Raw genomic sequence first — 20,458 nt, forward strand, 5'->3', positions numbered from 1 at the left:
TTATAGTTAGTGTTTAAGTAAATGTGCACTGAAGCCAAAGTCCTTCGCTCCCTGATAATCTGCTACCAGATTGTCACCGATATGCAGGATCCGGTTCATAGGCAAATCCTGATCTTTAATATTCTTCTTCACTTCCTGGAAAATAAGCGGATTGGGTTTGGAACAATTGATTTCATCAGAATAGATATGGAAATCTATGTACTGATCCAGGTTTTCATGAATCAGAAATTTTCTCATTGTTTTCCCTTTAATAAATCCTGTATTGCTCAGAATATTAATAGTCTTCCCCTGATTTTTGATATCTTCAAAAAAATCGTGAATATTTTCAAAAATCACAACGGGCTTATATTCCAGAAATAGCTCTTCACTTTTATTGTAAAACTCGTTGAGACTTTCTTTATCCAACTCTTTTACATCTACATCCAAAGCACTAAGAATCATCAGGTAGATCTCAAAAGTATCAATATTCCCTCCTGTTACTTCATTGATGGAATTACAAAGATCGTCATAATACTTTACGGTTTTCGCAACTTCGTCTATTGACTTACCCACATTGAAGAATGAGGAGAACAGCTCAACTCTTTTTGCTTTAAATTCAGGATGAGATTTGATTAAGGTGAGCCACAGGTCAAAGGAAAAATGACAGTGGTTGTGAATGTCGATATCTGTTTTCAATAGTTTTAAGTTAAAAGTTTTTATTTAGCTTCTTGAAAAAGATTTAAAATTTTCTAATCATCAAAAAGTGTTTACGATACTATTCTTCCCAAAGATAAAATTTTTATCATAAAAGCATTATGTCTGTTGTCTGTTTTAAGATATTTTTATGAAAATCCATGGTTTTGATGGATTCGCAGAAGATGATTTATGAAGCGTTTTAAAAAAATGTTTTCAAAAATTCTTTGGAAATCGAAAAAAAATTATAATTTCGCAACCGATTAAAAATCAACAATGTCAACAAAAATGATAAATATTATAACTTTAAGCAATCCTGTCAGAGCTGTGTTCTTTGGCAGCACTGAATATTTATCTGAATAGCTTTAAGATCTTTATACTCAAAAATATATTAAAGACCTGTCTATTCGGATAGGTCTTTTTTTGCTGCCCTGATTTCAAACTTTAACCAATCAAACAACTTCTGTTATTTGTTAAGATCTCTGAAAATTTCCCTTTGATTCAAAATACAAAAATGTTTTGCCGGCTCTAAGAGACCGGAGTGCATTTTGTGTCCGTTTTTTTCAGAATCTTTTCTAATCACAGATCTATAAATCAACAATTTAAATCAAACAAAATGAAATATAACACACGAAATATAGGAATTATAGCACACGTAGATGTAGGAAAAACAACGTTATCAGAAAGGCTTTTGTATTACACAGGACTTATTCATAAAATCGGTAATGTAGATGATGGAAATACCACCATGGATAAAGACATCCAGGAAAGAAACAGAGGAATTACCATTTCATCGGCTGCCGTTTCTACCCAATGGAAAAAAGACAATGCTGTTTATAATATCAATATTATTGATACCCCAGGACATATTGATTTTGCAGTGGAAGTAGAACGCTCTCTAAGAGTTCTGGACAGTGTGATTGCAGTTTTCTGTGCTTCGTCAGGAGTTCAGCCACAGACAGAAAACGTTTGGTTCCAGGCCGAAAAACACGGAACCTCCAAGATTTGTTTCATCAATAAAATGGACCGAATTGGGGCAGATTTCTTTGCGGTTCTCTATGAGATAAAAACCAAACTAAATGCTGTTCCATTGACGATTCAGATTCCGATAGGAGCTGAAAATAATTTTGAAGGAGTGATTGATCTGGTCAAAATGAAAGCGTTATACTGGACGGATGAAAGCAGGGAAACCATTATGGAAAAGGAAATTCCCGGTCATTCTATTGCCGAAGCTGATGAATACAGGATAAAGTTAATGGAAACTCTGGCAGAAAATGACGAGATATTCTTTGATGTTTTTATGAACACTGAGCAAACAGTCACCATTGAAATGCTATCAGAAGCTATACAAAGAGTCTGCAGATCCGGATCAGCTGTTCCTGTTTTATGTGGTTCTGCCTTTAAGAACAAAGGTATACAGCCTCTTCTAGATGCGGTTGTCTCCTATCTTCCTGCTCCGGATCAGCTTGCTGACCTGCAGGGAAGAGATCCTTATATGGAAGAAACGGTAACACTGGAAAGAAATAAGGAAGCTTCTTTTTCAGGACTTGTTTTCAAAGTGGTAATTGACAAACATGTGGGAAGGCTGGCTATGCTTCGTATGTATTCCGGAAGAATCAAATCCGGAGATACAATATTGAATGTAAGAACTGGTGAAAGCTACAGGATTTCCAGAATTTTACAAATGCAGTCGGACAAAACATTATCGCTGGAAGAAGCTGAAGCAGGAGATATTGTTGCTTTAACAGGAATAAAGGATGCCAAAACCGGAGATTCTTTATCTTCTCTGGAGAAGCCAATACTTCTGGAAGCCATTACAATTCCAGCTCCTGTTATCAGAGTGGCTATTGAGCCGAAAACCAATGGAGATGAAAAATCGTTCGGTCTGGTTCTGGCAAAAATTCAGGAAGAAGACCCTTCGTTGGTGGTTGAGAGAGATCCGCAGACCGGAGAAACTTTACTGAGCGGACTGGGAGAACTTCATCTTGAGGTTACTTTGGAGAAAATCCGTCTGAACCACGGTATTGAAATCAATCAGGGAAAACCTAAAGTTTCTTACCGTGAGATTCTAACAGCAACCAAAACTCATAGGGAAAAACTGTCCAAACAGAATGGAGGCAGCGGCCAGTTCGCTGATATTACCTTTGAAATCGGGCCTGGAAATAATAATGAGCATGGATTAGAATTCATCAATATGATCAAAGGAGGAGTTATTCCTACTGAATTCATTCCTTCCGTTGAAAAAGGTTTCAGAGAAACTATGGAGTATGGCCCTTTGAATGGATATCCTTTGGAAAACATGAAGATTACCCTTCTTGACGGTTCTTTCCACGCTCAGGATTCTGCAGCATTAGATTTTGAAATTGCTGCAAGAGAAGGATTCAAAGCAGCGGCAAAAGGGTGCCATCCTAAACTGATGGAACCGATCATGCAAGTGGAGATCCAAAGTATTGATGAGTACACGGGAGCTGTCACAGCAGACATCAACAGAAGAAGAGGAATTATTACTTCTATTGATGAAAAATCGGGAAGAAAGATTTTTGCGGCAGAAGTCCCGTTGGCTTCAACTTTCGGATACATTTCTGACCTGAGGACACTGACAAGCGGTAGAGCCTCCATCAGTATGAAATTATCGCACTATGCATTAGTGCCTGATTTTATCGCCAATACATTAATAACCTAAACAAGCAAGGACTGTAGATTTTTCTTACAGTCCTTGTCTGGTTATGGGATGTCTATTGTGAATAGTCAATCATCAATACGCTCCGTTTGTCAATTCTTTTTGCGCTATAAAGAATTCACGATTCACTTGCGAAGCAAAATTCACTTATTGACTTCTTCTATTTTTCCGGCATCACCTTATACGTCGGGTCTTCCTGAATATTAATTTCTACTACAGCTTCTGCATTTTTCAGTATTTTCCGGCAATCCTCGCTGAGATGGCGCAGATGTACTGTTTTATTTTGCTGTTTATAACGTCTGGATAACTTGTCCAACGCATCTATAGCACTCATATCTACAATGCGGCTTTCTTTAAAATCGATAACCACTTGCTCCGGATCATTCAAAGGATCAAATTTATCTGTAAATGCCGTTACTGAACCAAAGAACAGCGGTCCGTATATTTCGTAAAATTTCACTCCATTTTCGTCAATATATTTTCTTGCACGGATTCTTTTAGCATTATCCCACGCAAAAACCAATGCTGAAATGATTACTCCAACCAAAACAGCCAAAGCCAGGTTATGTAAAATCACAGTAATCAATGCTACAGTAACTCCAACAAAGATATCAGACTTTGGCATTTTATTCACAATCCTGATGGACACCCACTGGAATGTACTGATGGCAACCATCATCATCACTCCGACTAAAGCAGCCATAGGAATTTTCTCTATCACGGGGGCTCCAACCAGAATGATTATCAAAATAAGCAGAGACGCTACAATTCCTGACAACCTTGCCCTGGAACCTGCATTAAGATTTACCAACGTCTGTGCTACCATCGCACAACCTCCCATTCCACCAAAGAAACCATTGGTAATATTCGCTAATCCCTGTGCTACTGATTCTTTGTTGGCGCTTCCCTTTGTATTGGTAATTTCATCCACCATTGATAAGGTCAGAAGAGATTCTATAAGACCTACTCCCGCCATAATCAAGGCATAAGGAAAAATAATCTGCAAAGTTTCCAGGGAAAAAGGAATCTTCGGAATATGAAAACCTGGAAGATTTCCACTGATATGCGCAATATCAGCAACTGTTTTTGTTGGAATATTAAATCCAAGAACAACAGCAAATACAATGATAATGGCTACGAGAGAAGCGGGAACGACTTTTGTAATTTTGGGAAAGAAATAAACGATGGCAATCGTCAGAGCCGTCAAACCAGCCATGATATACAAAGGTATTCCCTGCAGCCAGTTTACAGCTCCACTGCTATCTGTTATTTTGAACTGTTCAACTTGCGCCATAAAAATAATAATAGCCAATCCATTCAGGAAACCGTACATAACAGGCTGTGGGATAAGTCTCACAAATTTTCCCAGCTTAAAGATTCCTACCATCATTTGAAATATCCCGGCTAATGCAACTGTAGCAAAGAGATATTCTACTCCATGCGACTTTATCAAAGCAATCAACACCACGATGGTTGCTCCGGCTCCACCGGAAACCATACCAGGACGCCCTCCTAAAACTGCAGTCACAAGTCCCATCATAAAAGCGGCATACAAACCTGTAAGAGGAGACAGGCCGGCAAGAATAGCAAATGAAAGAGACTCAGGAATCATCGTCATTGCTACAGTAAAGCCTGCCAGCAGTTCATTTTTATAATTGATTTTTTTCGAAAACTCGAATAAGCTTAGTGTATTCTTCATTGATATGCAAAGGTATGTACTGTGCGGATGGTATACAATTTTTTCTTTTTATGATTTTATTATAAACAGGTTATCATTTTAAATAATTCACACATTAGCCCTTATAATATGTTAATTTTAATTAAAATAAATAGATAAAGTACAATTTTTATATTTATGACTGTTTTTACATTTTATTTTTGTCTACATTTGAAAGCAAATAAGCAATTATTTGGTACTAATTAAGATTCAATGTGTATAAAGCTGTTTGTCAGGTTATGTGCAGCTCTTACCCATAGAATTGTGTAAAAACCTTAATAGGTTATATATTATTTCACACAAATGGCAGGAAAAAGAAGTTTGAAAAAGAAGAAGAAAAAACCATTGAAAAGAATATATCAATATATTAAGGTAATCCCTACCGGCCTGTTTTATTGATAAGTTAAATTCATTTTACAGGATGAATAATTCCATCGAATATATTTAACTATTCTTTAATCATAATTATTATTTCTTATCAATTTCAAATTTTAACAGTTTAGTTCCTACCATATCAGAATAATATATATCACCTATTCTCGTTTTTTTATATATAAGTTTAAACAAAAGAATAATTTTCAGTAAAATGTTATATAAAGAAATCCATATTGGGAAATTTATTAAGGAAAGGGTTGATGAAATTGAAATAGCAATTGAGAGAATCTGCAAGTTTTTAAACAAAGATGAAGAAACGGTTGAAATGATGTATGAAAGCAGATCAATGGATACGGATCTTCTTTTAAGATGGAGTAAATTACTGGAATATGATTTTTTCAGGCTCTACAGCTCCCATTTGATTTTATATGCTCCACCTTCTGCCGTTAACAAAAACAATCAAAAGTCCGAAAAAACACCTTATTTCAGGAAAAATATTTATACTCAGGAAATCAAAGATTTCATTATGAAAAGGATTCTTTCCGGTGAGATGACTCAAAGTGAAGTCATTAAAGAATATTCTATTCCTAAAAGTACACTGCACAGATGGCTTCAGAAAAGTGATAATGTAAACGGATAAACAGATAAGACATGCGCCCCAATTACAAAAAAATTTACCTGGATATGCTCAGGATGGAACATCCTGAAAAACTTAAGGATCCAAAAATCAAAGAACTTCTTGAAAAGCTTAACACGAGTGAAGATGTCCTTAAATTCAATGAGAAACTGTTCAGGCAGTCCAGAGAAAATCAAAAACTCAAAACCTACTACAGGCAGACTATGCTAAAATTGCTTCAGTACCAGAAAAAGCATGGTCATTCCACAAGCTATATGTCGAGAAAATATAAAATAAGCAGAACCACGCTTTCGAAATGGAAAGTCATGTTTGAGGAAGAGCTTGAAGATACAATGAAAAATGCCGGTAAATAATTCACCGGCATTTTTTAAAGGTAATAATAAGGAAAAAACGGGCTGTACGTATGCCGGAGTCGAACCGGATAACCTTGCCGGAATTACCGGCTTCGCTATTCCTCCCAAAATTGTGGTACGAAGAACTTTTTCCTGACGACACTTCAAATTGATATAAAGAAGCTGGAAGTGGAAAGAAGAAAAATGGCAAGTCTGAGATTCCTCCGACTTAATAGAAAATTATGATACAAAGATCTTTCAACGTTCCACTTCCGGCTTCTATATGATGAAAGCAAGGCAATAAGCGAAAAATGCAGTCGTGCTCTAACCAGCTGAGCTACTCTTCCTATATAGACTGTGTTTTTTGGTTGTGGAAGAGACGGGATTCGAACCCGCGACCCCGTCGTAATGAGCGAAGTAACATTTTTCTACGGCACTTGTTTGTTTTTAAAATAAAAAAGAGGCTAAATACGAAAAGACTTTGACAAGAACACTTTCGTGATCTGTTATGGAGTCGAACCAATATTATACCGAAGTAAGCCTTCTCTACGGCACTCTTTTATGCAAATCAAGGTAATATTTTTCAGAATCTTCCGTGCATTTGCTCTACCCGCTGAGCTACCTCTCCTTTTCGAGGGAAAAGGCAGGATTCGAACCTGCGACACAATGTTTACTCAATCTCGAAGTATGATTCTAAAACGACACTTGATTTTAATTTTTCATAGTTATTAGTTTATTTTTTTTACAAATTTATATTCCTAGTACGTATTCTATTTACGCAGTTATTTTTTATTAAAAACCAAGCAATGAATTATAAGAGTCAATAATTTCAATTGGAAGTTGACGATGAAACTCTTATTAACGGCATTGGTTAGCTACTGGGCAATCCGGTGAAAGACTCTTTCATTTTGGAATCGAAGCAGGCCTTTCTAACGGCACCAGTATTATTAACACTGCAAAATTATATTGCTTGTACGCAATCTTTTTACGTAGTTTGATTTTATTGAGAAAATAATGATGAAATTATTTCAAAAAGTTTAACAATTCCTAATACAGGAATTAATATTATAACTCCAATTACTAAACAAGTTACTATTTTACTTAAAAAACCTGTTTGATTTTCTGAATAATTTCCTTTTTCTCTAGTCTTAGCCTTAAAAACAGGAATATGTTTTGTAACCTTGAAACTATCCTTTTCTAGTTCAGCGATTACTTTCAATGAATGTTCATCAAGCAGATTTTTATCTCCTCTGAAAACAATGTCTTTTAAAATGGCATTTCCTGAATTGCTTAAAGATTTTCTGTACATTTTAACCGCATTTTCCATTTCATTATTTTCTGGAATATTTAGAATCCAGAATTTTCCTGCTTCATCAAGAAATCCAGCTTCAAAATAAATCTGTCCTAGTCTTTTTCTCAGCGAAAGATCATTGGGAAACTGGTTAATCATATTCCTTAATCTATCACATGCTTTTTTCTTTCTGCCAGCTTTAAGATCCTGTTCAATTCTATGCATTAAATTTCCCATTGTTTATTTTTTAAATATTTGTTCGTTTTGCCTTGAAGCAAAAGAACCAAAAGTTCAAGACCTGGAAATTCCGGCTAACGTCTCCGTTTCCTATGCCATAATTCTGTCCTGTTTATTAAAAGCAGTGCCTGTTACAGCACTACTTTATGAATCATTTCTACAGCTGACTTTTTATCTTCCAATGCGTTCAGCACATCGAAAATTTTATCTGACCAGCCTGCAATAAGATGTACATCATTTTTTCTGATATCAAGCGGCTGTCTGCCATAACCTGCCAGATCAAAAATATACAGTTTCGCATGAGGAGTGATAGTTTTGTATTTATTCCACAGGTCTTCAAAAGAGTTTCTGTTTCCAGTACTGTCCCACATCTGAGTATCGGTGAATAACATTACTTTGTTCACTTTTTCATCTCTTTTGATCAGATCTTCAATCACCTTGTAGCCATTGGTAGCATATCCTACTTCACCTTCTCGTTTGTAGAAGGCATCCACATTCCTTAAAATACCATTTTTAGGCATTGGAACCCTCAACCAACGGTTTCCGAAGATACCTGTCACCACGTTTTTACATTGGGACTGAAGAATCATCGACATTAATAAGCCAATATCATACAGCAGTATTTTGCTTTTATGAGAAACCGGTTTCTGCATAGAGCCTGAGACATCCGCAGCAATCACCACCGAAGTATCAAAACCAAAGCCCTTAATATTTTTAGCACTCACTACAACAGCATCTTCCAGTGCTTCCAATACGGATGACAGATAAGGAGAATCTATAGTTTTCAATTCTCTGTATGCCGCCAGAAATCTGAATGGAAGCTGTTTTGAATGGGAGACAGCTCTTTCATCGGAAAGATATTTACAGACTTTATTCATTGCATCAGCAGACACTCCTGCATCCAGAATATTTCTCAGGTTTCGCATGGTTGCCATATAACCTAACTTATTGCTGAAAATCAGTTCTTCCCATTTGTTTTTGAAAGCAAACTTTCTTTCTGCATCATCAGCAAATTTTGTCTGTCCCAGAACAGAAAGTTCCACTTCCCAGGTATAAGGAGTTTCTAATGTATTACTTGCAATTTTATTGAAAACCATTTGCTGGTTTTCGTCTTTTGCTTTCGGGTGAACAAGGAATAACGCATCTTTCAGAGTTACTTCTGCTTTCCTGTTGTATTTCGCAAACTGGTATTCATCAAACTTGTTGAATGATTTCACCAAACCTTTCTGGATCTGTTTTGAAAGCCTGTTCAGTTTTTTAGTTTCCGTCCTTTTATTGGCAAGCTGGTAATAAGCCAGCAGTTCTGTGATTTCATCAGCTCTCTGAATGACTCCATCTACTGTTTTGCTCACCAGATCTGTTCCGGAAGCCTGCTTTGCCAGTTCAGTAGTCAATACCAAAGGAATGGAACGCAGGTACATATCTTTCCTTGCATACACCGCCAGTTTTGCTACAAATTCAGGATCATTTTTTTTGATCAGAGACCGGATTCTTTCCAATCTGTCATTTCCCTTTTCATAATTGACATCTGACAGTCCTGTTGTAACAACAGCACTATATAATTCTTCTGCAGGTGTCATCGCATAGGATTTTGCACCCTCGTAGTTCAGTACTACTTTATTTTCTTTTCTTAAAAAATTAAATTTCATGGTTACTGTTTTAACTGTTACACATGGAGAAGGATTGATGGTTCCTCTCTGATTTCTGATGCAAAGTAAATACAATATTGCGCAATGTTTTTGCGTAGAAAATTTTTCTTTGTTTTTTATTTTTAGTTTAGGCAGTTCAAATAAATCTCTCCGTTTGTACGCATTTTAAGTTTGGGTTAAAGCCTGATGGAGGATGCTGTCTGTAAGGCGGGCTAAAGCCCACCTCTATTGAATTCTAAATAGATTTTTTCTTACCGAAGATTTCACTGATTTACACAGATTTTGAGAAATACAGCCACATACATCATTTATAACCATAAAAACCTTCTATCATTGAATTTCATTTAAGAAATCGCCTGTACAGTTTTTTTCATGAACTGTTGTGTAGCTTTGTCTTATTAAAATTAAAGCTATGATTAAAGGACTATATGAAACTCATGTTCAGGGTGAGTGATCTGGAAAATGCGATACTGTTTTATACCCAAGTATTAGGGCTAAAACTGGCTCACAGAGATGAAACCAGGCCTATTGCTTTTCTATGGATTGGAGAAGGAAAAGAATTTATGTTGGGATTATGGGAACAGAAGGAAAATCTTCAAACCAGACATTTTGCTTTTTCCAGCAGTAAGGAGGATATTTTAAATTACTCAGTGAAATTTTTAGAAAATAAAAACTTAAAACCATACAATTTCCTGAAAAATGGCAGTGTCGAGCCTATGGTATTTGCATGGATGCCTGCGCTGGCTATTTATTTTAATGACCCGGACGGAAACCAGCTTGAATTTATTTCTATCCTTGAAGGAGAAGGTAAGCCTGAATTAGGAGTGCTTAGCTATGACGAATGGATGAAACAGGCAAAAAATTAATGCCAGAATTCTTCAGATCATACAAAACAGAGACGCAAGAACCCGATTAAAGCTTTCTTAAATAAAAACGAGTTTTTTGCGTCTTTGCATTGGTTAACAATAAGATATGCATCAAAAAGCTTTTACTTTTTCAGAAGGAGATTACAGATTTTTTTCAGACTGGAGTTTTCTTTCCAATTGTTAAGTTTCTCTATTACCTTGTGATGAGCTTCCGAATGATTCAGCGCAAGAACTTCATGATAGATTTCCAGAATTTTTTTCAGATTGGTTACAGGGGCATCCATTTGAATCAATATATTGAAAATCAACTCTTCCAAAGCAATATTATGATTTTTACTGACATTCAGCATATGATGTTGTATAAGATCCGTTAATCTTTTAACAGGCGCCTACTCCAATCTTTCATGCAGCCCGATCACCCTTCCTAAACGGGCGTTATCCATTATTTGACCGGCCACATGTTCAAGCCACATACTAGCCGCCACTCCGCGGATGGTTTTATCACTGTCAAGGAAAATAGTTCCCAGGAACAGGTACCCGATTTCATCCAGCGGCTTTTTGGTCTGATAAAGTGCGTTTGCCGTATTCAGCACCAGACTTCTTTCATAAACTTCAGCAATTCCCGAGTAGAAAAGACAATGTTTGATTACTTTTACCAGGGCATTTGCCGGAGTATTCGGAAAACACAGCATCAGGGCAGGTATTTCATTAAGCTCCTTCTGTTCTGCCACAAAGTATTCCATAAACAAGGGATCTTTCCTTTTTTCAAGGTGGTATTTCGGAATGGTAATGTTAAGCTCTGCAGGATAATAAGAATTTTTTCTGCTGTCAATAGTTCTCCACTTGTATTCTCCTGAAAAAAATTCTATAGGAATAGTATCATAACCAAATCTGCTGAACTCTTCAAACACAGTTTCCGGTGAACGTGTAATCCCCGCTGTCATCCACCATGAAGGATGTTTACATTCACCTTTGGGTTCAGCATTTTTGCCAAAGAAGAAAAGTAACAAATCTTTATATTCCCCTTTCAGTCTTTTCTCTGCCTGTATGACAGCTTCCGAAGTGTTATCTAAAGCACAGCGCTGCAATGCCAGCTGAATATCAAGATGATGCGGTTCAACATCAGCATTCTGATAAGCCTCCAGTCTTTCCACCAGTGTGACAGGAGAATTCCAGCATGGCGCATGGGTAATGGGAAACAGCAGAGGAATATTGTCTCCGGATTTAATTTTCTGAAAAGCATATATCGCAATCTCCTTAAATGCACTTCTGGCAGGACAATCTGCTCCGACATTTTCTATTGGACCCAGTTTTTTCTGATAATTTAAATAAGACTCTCTTTCCGATTCTTCTTCTTCCGTCTTCCGGTAGATTTTTTCCAGATTTTTAAGCTGAACAGGATATTGCTCAAGCAGAGCCAGGCCATAATTGATGATGGCATTGCACAACAGAACATTCAGAAAGGGAACCTCCCATTTAGAAATTGTTTTACAGGCTTTCAGGAATACTGGTTCTATTAATTTCACTGATCCGGCATCAACATCGCCAGCAAAACGGATAAATCCTGCCAGAGCAATATCACAATGATGGCTGTATGGGTCATCCATAGCCAAAGGTAGATAAAGCATCAGGTCTTCAAAATTCTGAAGTACTTTAACTGCATTTTCGTCTGTTGTCAAAGATAGTTTTTCCGAAGCTATCGCCTCCAGTTGCGGTTGTTTTTCTTCAATATATTTTGATAAAAGTGGGCGTATATTCGTCAGTATATTATCGGAATAATGTGAAAGTGCCCCAATCATATTTTCGGAAACAGGAATATATTTCAGGATAATCCTGGCTGCCTTTGACTGTATGCCGTCGTCTTTGCTCACAAATGCTGTACTTAAAGCCATTCCCAGCAGTTCCGGATTTACTTTCCTTCTCTGGAATATTTTTTCAGTAAGCACTAAGCTTGAAACGACTACTGTTTTCACATCTGAACTCAGTAGATCCGGAAGGTAATGTGAAAATTCCTCATTTTTGAAATCAGGAATTCCCACAATTTTTTTAAGATGTGATAATATGGTATTCACGGCTTTCGATTGGGGAGATGCCAGACCTGCAAGCAATTCTTCCTGCAGATCAGACAATTCTTCTTCCGTTGGCTTTAAGGAAGTAAATGCATCCATAAACCAGCCTGTGACATTTTTATTAAAATTTCTGTTAGAAGCCAGAAGACATTCTCTCAGAAATCTTTTTCTCTCAATTTTTTTGTCTGCAATCAGTTTCTGAACAATAGGAAGCCATTCTTTACGAAAAGGTAAGGATTTGGAAGGATATTCACACAGATACCAGAAATGGGTATTCAGGGTTTCAGGATAATGGTCCAAATCGGCTGGATAATTACTCAGGTGATGTCCCAGCAATTGAGGTTTCGGTTGTACATAGCCTTTTTCTGTCCATCCTAAAATATCCTTGTAATTAAATGCGGTAAAGTCAGCTTCCACAGATTCATTGATAAAGTCTGAAAACCATTCCGGACAGCCCCACTCCAAAATCTGTTCGGTCTGTTCTGCATTACGGAAAAGGCTCCAGTAATTTTTACCGAAGTTTTTCTTATCCATGCAGACAAATGAAGCAATATCAATAATAGAGTGCTGATTGACAGATCCTGCCGTGTGGTAAGAGTTTTTGGTCATTACGATCTTGCTGATCTCCCGGTCCATTTTCTTTATAGATGGTACCAGTGTTTTTCTTTCCTCAATGCTAAGCTGCTTTAGAAAAGGGATAATCTCATGTATTTTTTCCTCATTAAGGATCTCATAAAGTCTTTCTTTCATGTGCATTCAATTTGATATATAGTTGTTTTCAGGTTATTTTGTTTTCTGTTAAAGTTTCAAAGCCATACCGCAAAGTGCCCGTCTTTATTTAGCCGACTCATTTATGCATCAAAAAACGTATACTTTTTACAGGGTACGATATCATATCTGAAATATTTTGTTGCAAAACGGAGCCTGAAAATAAGGTATCTGATATAAGAACCTGATGAAATCACGATGATAATCATCCTGATAAGAATTGAATAAACTGTTCAAAAAAACAAAAATTTTCAAACAGAAATCTGCCGATAAAAAAATATCCATTTTCATTTTTACTCCCAGCCTGGGAAGCCGACAGTGAAATCACATTTTGATTCCGTTCTTTATTGACATATTTTTTGAAAAGAGCAATCGTTTCTTTTTTATCTTTTGGAAGGCTTTTTAAAAACGGCACAATCTCTTTTATTTTACAGTTTAAATATATTGCCCTAAAATCTCCATCAATAAACATAAATTCATTCTTATCAGCTAAATTAAAAAATATTGGCTGACAGACAGTAAATTATCCCTTAAAAGTGAGTTTTTAACAAAATATTAAGTTAATAAAACAACTGCTGCCATGACTCTGGTACTGCAAAAACAATTCCCTGTTTAAAGATATATCTATAAAAAGTGGTTTAAAGCCCTCTGCTTTGACATTTACACATCATTTGGTGTCTTATTTTTATAAATTATGCTTTTGTGTGGTAAAATTATTTTACTGTCCAGATTCGTTAATGTTTTTTAAAATAGTAGAATATGAATTGTAATTCATTAAATTTTATATATTTGCAAAATAAAATGCTTGACAAATCAAATACTTTTCAATGATAAGCAATGAATTATTATTTTTAATTAACCTCAATAAACTGCAATCTGTAATTGCCAGAAGGTTTGATTCTCTGGGGGCTCATGGTCTGGGCCTTAATGACTTTGTTATACTTTATATTCTCAATTCTTCTTCTCAGAGTAAGATGCGGAGGATAGATCTTGCTGAAAAAACAGGACTTACAGCATCAGGAGTGACCCGTTTATTGAATCCGCTTGAAAAGATCGGTCTGGTGACAAGGGAAACCAATGAAAGAGATGCCCGCGTCAGCTATGTTGTGATTACAGCTAATGGCAAAAAGATATTTGAAGAGACTAAACAAAGCGCCGAGCATATTACGAAAGAAATTCTTTCTACCAAGAAGAGTAAATCTTTAAAAACAGTAAATGAATTTTTATTTGATCTTGGAGGAAATATACAATAATCATCAATGAAAAATGCAGCAAAAAAACAGCTAAGGGAAAAAGCAAAAGACCATGCAACAACGATGGGAGTTCTTGCGGTTACCAATACTACAAATGGAAAACAGTATATCCAGGGATCTTTACATCTTGAAGCTTTGGTGAATAAAATGAAATTCCTTTTAAATGGCGGAATGTTCACCCATCCTCAGCTACAAAAGGAATGGACAGAATCCGGGAGTGAAGCTTTTATCTTTGAGTTTGTCACGATTGTTCCTGATCAGAACAATGAATATATCAACTATCGTCTGGAGATACAAAAGGCCGCACAAGCTTATATTTCCAGAGTCAGCACACCATTATACTAGAAATATGTCGGAAAAATATTTATCCCCAACTTTTGAAGCCGGAAAGCGTCTGTTCATGAAAAATATACAGGGGACAGTCATTAATCTGAATCTGATTAAACTAAAGAAAGAAGCAGATTATTCAGCACATCCTGAGCTGAAGCCTGATGAAAAAATCAGTGGATGGGATGCTTATTTTACTTATATCAGGGAAACCGAGCCATTTTTAAAAGAAAGTGGCGGCGAAATTTTGTTCATTGGGAAAGGAGATATGTTTCTGATAGGTCCTGAAAATGAGTATTGGGACCTTTGCCTGCTGATTAAACAGAAAAGTGTAACTGATTTTTTCAGCTTTGAACAGAATGAAGACTATATGAAAATTATGGGGCACAGAATTGCTGCTATTGAAGATTCGAGGCTTTTACCGCTGGAAGAAATACTGTTGAATGGAAGAGAAACAGATTAAAATGGAAACAGTCAGAATTGGTGATGTAAACCTTTGTTATGAGATCTTTGGTGACAAAAATACAGAAAATATAATCCTGATTTCCGGATTAGGAAGTCAGATGATCCGTTGGGATACTGCGTTCTGTAATCTTCTGGTTGAAAAAGGATTCAGGGTAATCCGCTTTGATAACAGGGATTCGGGAAGTTCGGTCTTTAATGCAAAACGAGAAATTCCTGCAGATAAAAGTATTGAAGAGGTCTTTGCTGCTTTCAGTAAAGAAAGTATTCCTTATTCATTAATGGATATGGCCAATGATGTGATCGGACTGCTTGATTATTTAAAGATTCAGAAAGCTCATATTACAGGACGTTCCATGGGTGGAATTATTTCACAGATTTTAGCCTCATATTACCCTGAAAGAGTTTTGTCATTAACGATTATCATGTCAACATCTTTGAATCCTTCTCTTCCGAAGCTGGACCCTGAAATTATGGCGATGATGACACAGGCATCTTCTGATCCGGATCTTCATAAAGAAGAATATTTCAGAGAGAAACTCCGTTTGGCAGAAAAAATATCCGGCTCAGGATACCTGTTTGATCCGGACCAGGAAAAAGCATTGCTTGAAAAGGAGCTTACCCGTTCAAGAACAAAAAACGGAATCATCCGGCAACTGCTGGCGATGGGTTCTTTTCAATATAATCCTGATATATTGAAAAAGATAACTGCTCCAACCATGATTATTCACGGGACAGATGATCTGATCTTTCACCCTGATTGCGGAAAAGATATTGCAGATTCTATTTCAGATGCTGAATGGATTCTGATAAATGGTATGGGACATTCTATTCCGGTCAAACTTTATGATTTTATCAGTAATAAGATATCTGATTTAACAAAATAAAAGACTGCCTCATTGTTTGAGACAGTCTTCATTATATATTTTGGATTATTTAATAATTCTTCAGGCACCAATGCAGAATTTTTGCAATATTCTTTGCATCATCTACTCCTCTGTGGTGTGTACCTTCCAATGTAAGGCCCAATTCTCCCAAAGCCCTTTGCATTCCTACACTTTTCCTGATGGTAGGATGAATTTCCCCGAATAATGTCTTCACATTGATGTGGTCATCACTCATCGGATAATCAGTATAGAATCTTCTTGCCTGATTCTGAAGCATGTTCAGGTCATAATTCCCGTAACTGGCCCATGTCAGTTCTTCTGAATCGTATTCTGCCCGCAGGATATCGAATGCATCATCCAGCATAATCCCTTCATGATCCAGCATATTCTGGGTAATGGTGGTAAGCTCGGTGCAGAACGGGCTTACTTTTGAATGCTGCGGTTTTATTAAAATTCCTTCACTTTTGGAGACCTTTCCGGTTTTTGCATTCATGATACATACACCGATCTCTATGATTTCACTTTCCTGGCCTCTTGGCGGACGGTTTTCCCAACACGTTGCTTCAAGGTCTACTATTAATATATTTTCTGTTGTTTTCACTTGTTTATAATTTAATTGTTAAAAGGTGGAAGATGGAATGGCTTTTACGGTTAAGCTTATCCATAAAAAAGTTTCGGTAAAATTTTACCGAAACTACACTTTAAGAGTCATCAACTCTTCTTTTATAAAATCAATGACTAAAGAATTCAACTTTTTGTTGATCCTTTTCTGCTCATCTTTTTCAATAGCTGTAAATGCTGCCGGGAAGTCTTTTACAAAGTCTTCTAATACATCCTGTGCAAAAAGGCCAATTACTTTCCCTATAATTTTGTGCTCGAATTCGCCAATCTTACTCACAACATTATTCAGCCTGTTGACTGTAACATATTTTTGGATTTCTTCCCATGTATCCTGAGCTTTTTCACTGAAGTGAGTCTGTTTCCAAACTGTTTTCTCCTGTTTTTTAACCATTTTGGATTTTTCGATCCATTTCTCATTCTTATTTTTCAGAATGATTCTGGCTCCGTTTCCAAAATATCTGGTTTTAAAAGTTTTTACAATGGTTCCTTCACACATATTGTCTTCCAATTCAGGTAATCCCAGCCAAACTGGAATTTGTGAATTGAAAACATTAGAGAATTTCAAAGCTTCTTCAAGAGTCCCCTGAAATAGGATTTTAGCATAGAAAAATCCTGTCTCTTCAAAAATATGATTAACAACTTCCGTATCCATGTAGGTAACCCCGTTCAACTTGATATCGAAAGCGTAAAATTCATTGTGAGGGGCATATTCAATACCCTTCTGTACTTTTACAGCATCTTTTACAGGTTCTACTTCTTTATGTTTGTAACCGCCACCGAACAGTTCACCGTAGATCACTACAGTTTCTACACCCGGATGGATGGTTTTCACTTTTTGGAATACTGCTATTACATTTTTTCTGTAGCGTTCCAAAATCTGATGGGCATTAAAAAATTTCTCATCTTTTTCGATGAAAGCAGTTCTTTTCGCGATTTTAATTTTCTTTCCGTCGGTAAAGAAAGAGAAATTAGCGCCGTGAACTTTTTCCTGTACTATGAAAACCTCATCCCCAAAACCCTGCATTCTGATCTGTTCGATCACGCGGGCCTGGTAAGCATTTTCTATAGAATTATATGTTTTGAAAATCATTTTGTTTTAGTTTTTAATCGTTTCTGATTCGTTTTTCTTCATCTGGGTAACGTGTCTTTGGGCATGGAGTGACAGAAAATAAATATATTCATATACATTGATTTTCCCCAGTTCATTCACTGTCATTGTAGTTTTATACAAAAGCCCTACCCCATTTTTCATCACTTCCAGATAGTGTAAACACTGCAGATATTGCTGGTTGATTAAATTTCTTATTTCACCCAAGCATAATTCTCCTTTCGGTTCCATATGTTCCGGTCTTATCCATTTAAAAGCACCATATTCTCCTACTTTATCAAATTTTTCTTTATTGAAACTGTAGTTTTCAATTTCAGATTCCAGATCAAGATCCTGAGAATTCTTCATTGCTTTTTTTGAACCTTTTTCAATAAGGATCAGCAGATAAAAATTCGTGAGATAAATGTGCTCTAAAATCTGCTGAATCGTCCAGCCTCCATTTGAAGGCTGATGATTCAACGTTTCTTTATCCTTTTTAAACCATCTGTCTACCTCAGCAAATGTTAGTTTCAGATGTATTTTTATATCTTCGATAAATCTAAAAATGTCCATTACAATTCTTTAAAGTTTTGCAGCAGGTTTAAAATATTTTCTTTTCCTACCGGATTCATAGAGTGACAATAAAATTCTGGCAGATCAAGGTAATTGTCCATACAATATTCTATCAGCCATTTGGCACAGTCATATCCTGTTTTTTCTGTAAATTCCTGAGAATCCTGTTTCAGATAATGTTCATCAGCCAGGTCATGGTCAAAAGAGATCATCTCCGGAAGTCCTTTTTCCAAAATCCTGTTGACAAACTGTTCGTAATTCCGAACGATATGCCAGTCGTTTCTGAGGAAAACATCCTGTTTGGTATAATGATAGGCCTCAATGGGATATCTTATATCATCCAGAAATAATAATCTTTTTGTTTTTTCCATTGTTTAATTTTTATAAACTCTTTACACTTCCAGCTTCCAACATCCCTCTTCAATCTTTATTACACCATCATATCAGCACAATTGGAACTTGCGAAAGCGTAAGGTTTTGCTTTAAACACATATCCCATGCCCAGAATATATCCCATGGCATCTTTCAGTGCCACATTGGATTTAAAATCCGGATCGGTATTAATGTCTGCGTGTACCTCCATTTCCACACCATAAGCATCCAGCACTGAGCAGATGGCGTATGCAATTTCAACGGATTTGTTGACCTCATTCAGCATTCGCTCCTTGATACTGATACTCTGTATTTCTCTTTCTTTTCTGATAAAGGTAAACGCTCCTTTTCCCTCACGAATAAACACTACTGCCGTAGCATAACTGATGGCATCTCCGTATACATGAGAGTCTGATCCCACACATACTTTCAGACGGTGCCCGTTGGCCTGTTCGCGAATGATGGCTTCTTCTACCAGCTGTGTGATAGAGTGCTGGAAAATTTTTCCACTCATATTCTGCCATGTTTGTTGTTGCGTTTCCATTTTTTCTACATTTTTTAATTCATAAATGATTGTTGATAATTGATAAATGATCACTAGCAGTTCTGTTTTTTAACTCTAGTTTCTACTTTCTATTTTTGCACTCTGAACCGGACTTGAACCACTATCAGAGTAAAATTGTTGATTCATTAGGACTCGAACCTAAACTCCAAGAATCAAAATCTTGTGTGCTGCCCATTACACTATGAATCAGATTAATTCATGAATAATAAGTAATTGGTAATGAGTAATTTTTTATCATTACTTATTGTTCATTATTTATTGCTTATATTTTTGGTACGGAAAGAGGGATTCGAACCCCCAAAAGCTTGATCCTAAATCAAGAGTGTCTGCCATTCCACCATTCCCGCAGCGTTTTTATGAGTAATGAGTATTTGGTAATAAGTAATTTTTATGCTGTTTAATTACTCATTATTCATTGTTTATTACTCATATCATGTTTAGGTTTGAGAAAGCTCTGTCTGTTTATAAAACTATGCCTGTTAGTGTTTGTAAAGATCTTCTGCGCTTGACAAACCTTTCTCATTTCCTAATATACTTTGTCATTAAAAAAGTAAAAGGCTGTCTGTTTTTATTGACTAAAGATCTTCTGCTCCTGACAGTCCTTTTCTCTTTTCTTCATTTTTTGTGTGAATGGTAACTGGCCAATTTTTTTAAAATCTGAACTTTCATGGTATTATATTCATTCAATATTGACCAGCTATTCACATCCAGTACTCCATAAGGGAATCGAACCCTTGTTTTCTGCTCGAAAGGCAGGCGTCCTCACCGTTAGACGAATAGAGCATTTAACCCACTAACCGGGAATCGAACCCGGACAACAAGAGTACAGTTCCTGCATGCTGCCATTACATTATCAGTGGTTGGTGGAAGTAGCAGGATTCGAACCTACTCAGCAATGAAGCAACAGATTTACAGTCTGCCCCGACTCTCCAACTTCGGCGTACTTCCGGATTTTTAAGAGCAATTAATCATGAATAACAAGTAATTCCTCATTTTTTCCCTTTTAAAAAGAAAAGGT

The 20,458-nt window shown here is 36.4% G+C and carries 19 protein-coding genes, 4 tRNA genes and 1 pseudogene; 9 read left to right on the forward strand and 15 right to left on the reverse strand.

Annotated features, from left to right (window positions below):
- Positions 1-6 precede the first annotated feature (6 nt).
- Complete coding sequence (locus ACE3RB_RS05795; RefSeq protein ID WP_374463382.1) at positions 7-675, reverse strand: HAD family hydrolase; 669 nt, start codon at positions 673-675, stop codon at positions 7-9.
- A 613-nt stretch (positions 676-1,288) separates the two neighbouring features.
- Between ACE3RB_RS05795 and fusA the strand changes: the two genes are divergently transcribed.
- Complete coding sequence (gene fusA / locus ACE3RB_RS05800) at positions 1,289-3,355, forward strand: elongation factor G (protein WP_374463383.1); 2,067 nt, start codon at positions 1,289-1,291, stop codon at positions 3,353-3,355.
- A 157-nt stretch (positions 3,356-3,512) separates the two neighbouring features.
- On the opposite strand, the gene ACE3RB_RS05805 is transcribed toward fusA, so the two are convergent.
- On the reverse strand, positions 3,513-5,051 hold the full coding sequence (locus tag ACE3RB_RS05805; protein WP_374463384.1) for a SulP family inorganic anion transporter: 1,539 nt from the start codon (positions 5,049-5,051) through the stop codon (positions 3,513-3,515).
- Positions 5,052-5,655: 604 nt separating this feature from the next.
- Here ACE3RB_RS05805 and ACE3RB_RS05810 point away from each other — a divergent pair.
- From ACE3RB_RS05810 to ACE3RB_RS05820, 3 genes are read left to right on the forward strand one after another with little or no spacing between them, the layout of a single operon-like run.
- The gene (locus ACE3RB_RS05810) at positions 5,656-6,084 is read left to right on the forward strand and encodes a transposase (RefSeq protein ID WP_374463385.1); all 429 of its coding nucleotides are present in this window, start codon (positions 5,656-5,658) and stop codon (positions 6,082-6,084) included.
- A gap of 11 nt (positions 6,085-6,095) precedes the next feature.
- The gene (locus ACE3RB_RS05815) at positions 6,096-6,434 is read left to right on the forward strand and encodes a helix-turn-helix domain-containing protein (protein WP_374463386.1); all 339 of its coding nucleotides are present in this window, start codon (positions 6,096-6,098) and stop codon (positions 6,432-6,434) included.
- Positions 6,421-6,570: a hypothetical protein gene (locus ACE3RB_RS05820; RefSeq protein ID WP_374463387.1), complete on the forward strand. Its 150-nt coding sequence runs from the start codon at positions 6,421-6,423 to the stop codon at positions 6,568-6,570. Before ACE3RB_RS05815 ends, ACE3RB_RS05820 begins: the two co-directional genes overlap by 14 nt.
- Before the next feature lie 843 nt (positions 6,571-7,413).
- On the opposite strand, the gene ACE3RB_RS05825 is transcribed toward ACE3RB_RS05820, so the two are convergent.
- Both ACE3RB_RS05825 and ACE3RB_RS05830 read right to left on the reverse strand, forming a co-directional pair.
- Positions 7,414-7,941, reverse strand: a complete 528-nt coding sequence (locus ACE3RB_RS05825; protein ID WP_374463388.1) for a DUF6584 family protein — start codon at positions 7,939-7,941, stop codon at positions 7,414-7,416.
- Between the two features lie 131 nt (positions 7,942-8,072).
- The gene (locus ACE3RB_RS05830) at positions 8,073-9,590 is read right to left on the reverse strand and encodes a TROVE domain-containing protein (RefSeq protein WP_374463389.1); all 1,518 of its coding nucleotides are present in this window, start codon (positions 9,588-9,590) and stop codon (positions 8,073-8,075) included.
- Positions 9,591-10,018: 428 nt separating this feature from the next.
- Between ACE3RB_RS05830 and ACE3RB_RS05835 the strand changes: the two genes are divergently transcribed.
- The gene (locus tag ACE3RB_RS05835) at positions 10,019-10,456 is read left to right on the forward strand and encodes a VOC family protein (protein ID WP_374463390.1); all 438 of its coding nucleotides are present in this window, start codon (positions 10,019-10,021) and stop codon (positions 10,454-10,456) included.
- Between the two features lie 122 nt (positions 10,457-10,578).
- On the opposite strand, the pseudogene ACE3RB_RS05840 reads toward ACE3RB_RS05835, so the two are convergent.
- Positions 10,579-13,281 (reverse strand): annotated as a pseudogene (locus ACE3RB_RS05840) (DUF6493 family protein).
- 217 nt (positions 13,282-13,498) lie between these two features.
- A complete protein-coding gene (locus ACE3RB_RS05845) occupies positions 13,499-13,765 on the reverse strand; it encodes a hypothetical protein (RefSeq protein WP_374463391.1) in 267 nt (88 codons plus the stop codon).
- A gap of 355 nt (positions 13,766-14,120) precedes the next feature.
- On the opposite strand from ACE3RB_RS05845, the gene ACE3RB_RS05850 reads away from it, so the two are divergent.
- Genes ACE3RB_RS05850 through ACE3RB_RS05865 form a run of 4 tightly spaced genes read left to right on the forward strand, consistent with a single transcriptional unit; the run spans position 14,121 to position 16,222 of the window.
- Positions 14,121-14,546: a MarR family winged helix-turn-helix transcriptional regulator gene (locus tag ACE3RB_RS05850; protein WP_374463392.1), complete on the forward strand. Its 426-nt coding sequence runs from the start codon at positions 14,121-14,123 to the stop codon at positions 14,544-14,546.
- A 6-nt stretch (positions 14,547-14,552) separates the two neighbouring features.
- Positions 14,553-14,891 carry a GIY-YIG nuclease family protein gene (locus ACE3RB_RS05855; RefSeq protein WP_374463393.1) on the forward strand — a complete coding sequence of 113 codons (339 nt, stop codon included), beginning with the start codon at positions 14,553-14,555 and terminating at the stop codon, positions 14,889-14,891.
- A gap of 55 nt (positions 14,892-14,946) precedes the next feature.
- Positions 14,947-15,336, forward strand: coding sequence for a DUF1330 domain-containing protein (locus ACE3RB_RS05860; RefSeq protein ID WP_374463394.1), 390 nt, complete (start codon positions 14,947-14,949; stop codon positions 15,334-15,336).
- The gene (locus tag ACE3RB_RS05865) at positions 15,317-16,222 is read left to right on the forward strand and encodes an alpha/beta fold hydrolase (protein ID WP_374463395.1); all 906 of its coding nucleotides are present in this window, start codon (positions 15,317-15,319) and stop codon (positions 16,220-16,222) included. Before ACE3RB_RS05860 ends, ACE3RB_RS05865 begins: the two co-directional genes overlap by 20 nt.
- Before the next feature lie 49 nt (positions 16,223-16,271).
- Here the strand turns inward: ACE3RB_RS05865 and ACE3RB_RS05870 are convergent, their stop codons facing one another.
- From ACE3RB_RS05870 to ACE3RB_RS05910, 9 genes are all read right to left on the reverse strand, one after another.
- Complete coding sequence (locus ACE3RB_RS05870) at positions 16,272-16,823, reverse strand: exonuclease domain-containing protein (protein WP_374463396.1); 552 nt, start codon at positions 16,821-16,823, stop codon at positions 16,272-16,274.
- A 93-nt stretch (positions 16,824-16,916) separates the two neighbouring features.
- Complete coding sequence (locus ACE3RB_RS05875) at positions 16,917-17,933, reverse strand: RNA ligase, Rnl2 family (protein ID WP_374463397.1); 1,017 nt, start codon at positions 17,931-17,933, stop codon at positions 16,917-16,919.
- 6 nt (positions 17,934-17,939) lie between these two features.
- A complete protein-coding gene (locus ACE3RB_RS05880; protein WP_374463398.1) occupies positions 17,940-18,503 on the reverse strand; it encodes a DinB family protein in 564 nt (187 codons plus the stop codon).
- Positions 18,503-18,874: a cyclic-phosphate processing receiver domain-containing protein gene (locus ACE3RB_RS05885; RefSeq protein WP_374463399.1), complete on the reverse strand. Its 372-nt coding sequence runs from the start codon at positions 18,872-18,874 to the stop codon at positions 18,503-18,505. Before ACE3RB_RS05885 ends, ACE3RB_RS05880 begins: the two co-directional genes overlap by 1 nt.
- Positions 18,875-18,933: 59 nt before the next feature.
- On the reverse strand, positions 18,934-19,419 hold the full coding sequence (locus ACE3RB_RS05890) for a ribonuclease H-like YkuK family protein (protein WP_002983458.1): 486 nt from the start codon (positions 19,417-19,419) through the stop codon (positions 18,934-18,936).
- Between the two features lie 138 nt (positions 19,420-19,557).
- A tRNA-Gln gene (locus ACE3RB_RS05895) sits at positions 19,558-19,629 on the reverse strand.
- A gap of 82 nt (positions 19,630-19,711) precedes the next feature.
- Positions 19,712-19,787, reverse strand: a tRNA-Leu gene (locus tag ACE3RB_RS05900).
- Positions 19,788-20,151: 364 nt separating this feature from the next.
- Positions 20,152-20,223 (reverse strand) — tRNA-Glu (locus ACE3RB_RS05905).
- A gap of 78 nt (positions 20,224-20,301) precedes the next feature.
- Positions 20,302-20,388, reverse strand: a tRNA-Tyr gene (locus ACE3RB_RS05910).
- Between the last annotated feature and the right edge of the window lie 70 nt (positions 20,389-20,458).

The organism is Chryseobacterium sp. (genome assembly GCF_041914225.1).
Classification (GTDB): domain Bacteria; phylum Bacteroidota; class Bacteroidia; order Flavobacteriales; family Weeksellaceae; genus Chryseobacterium.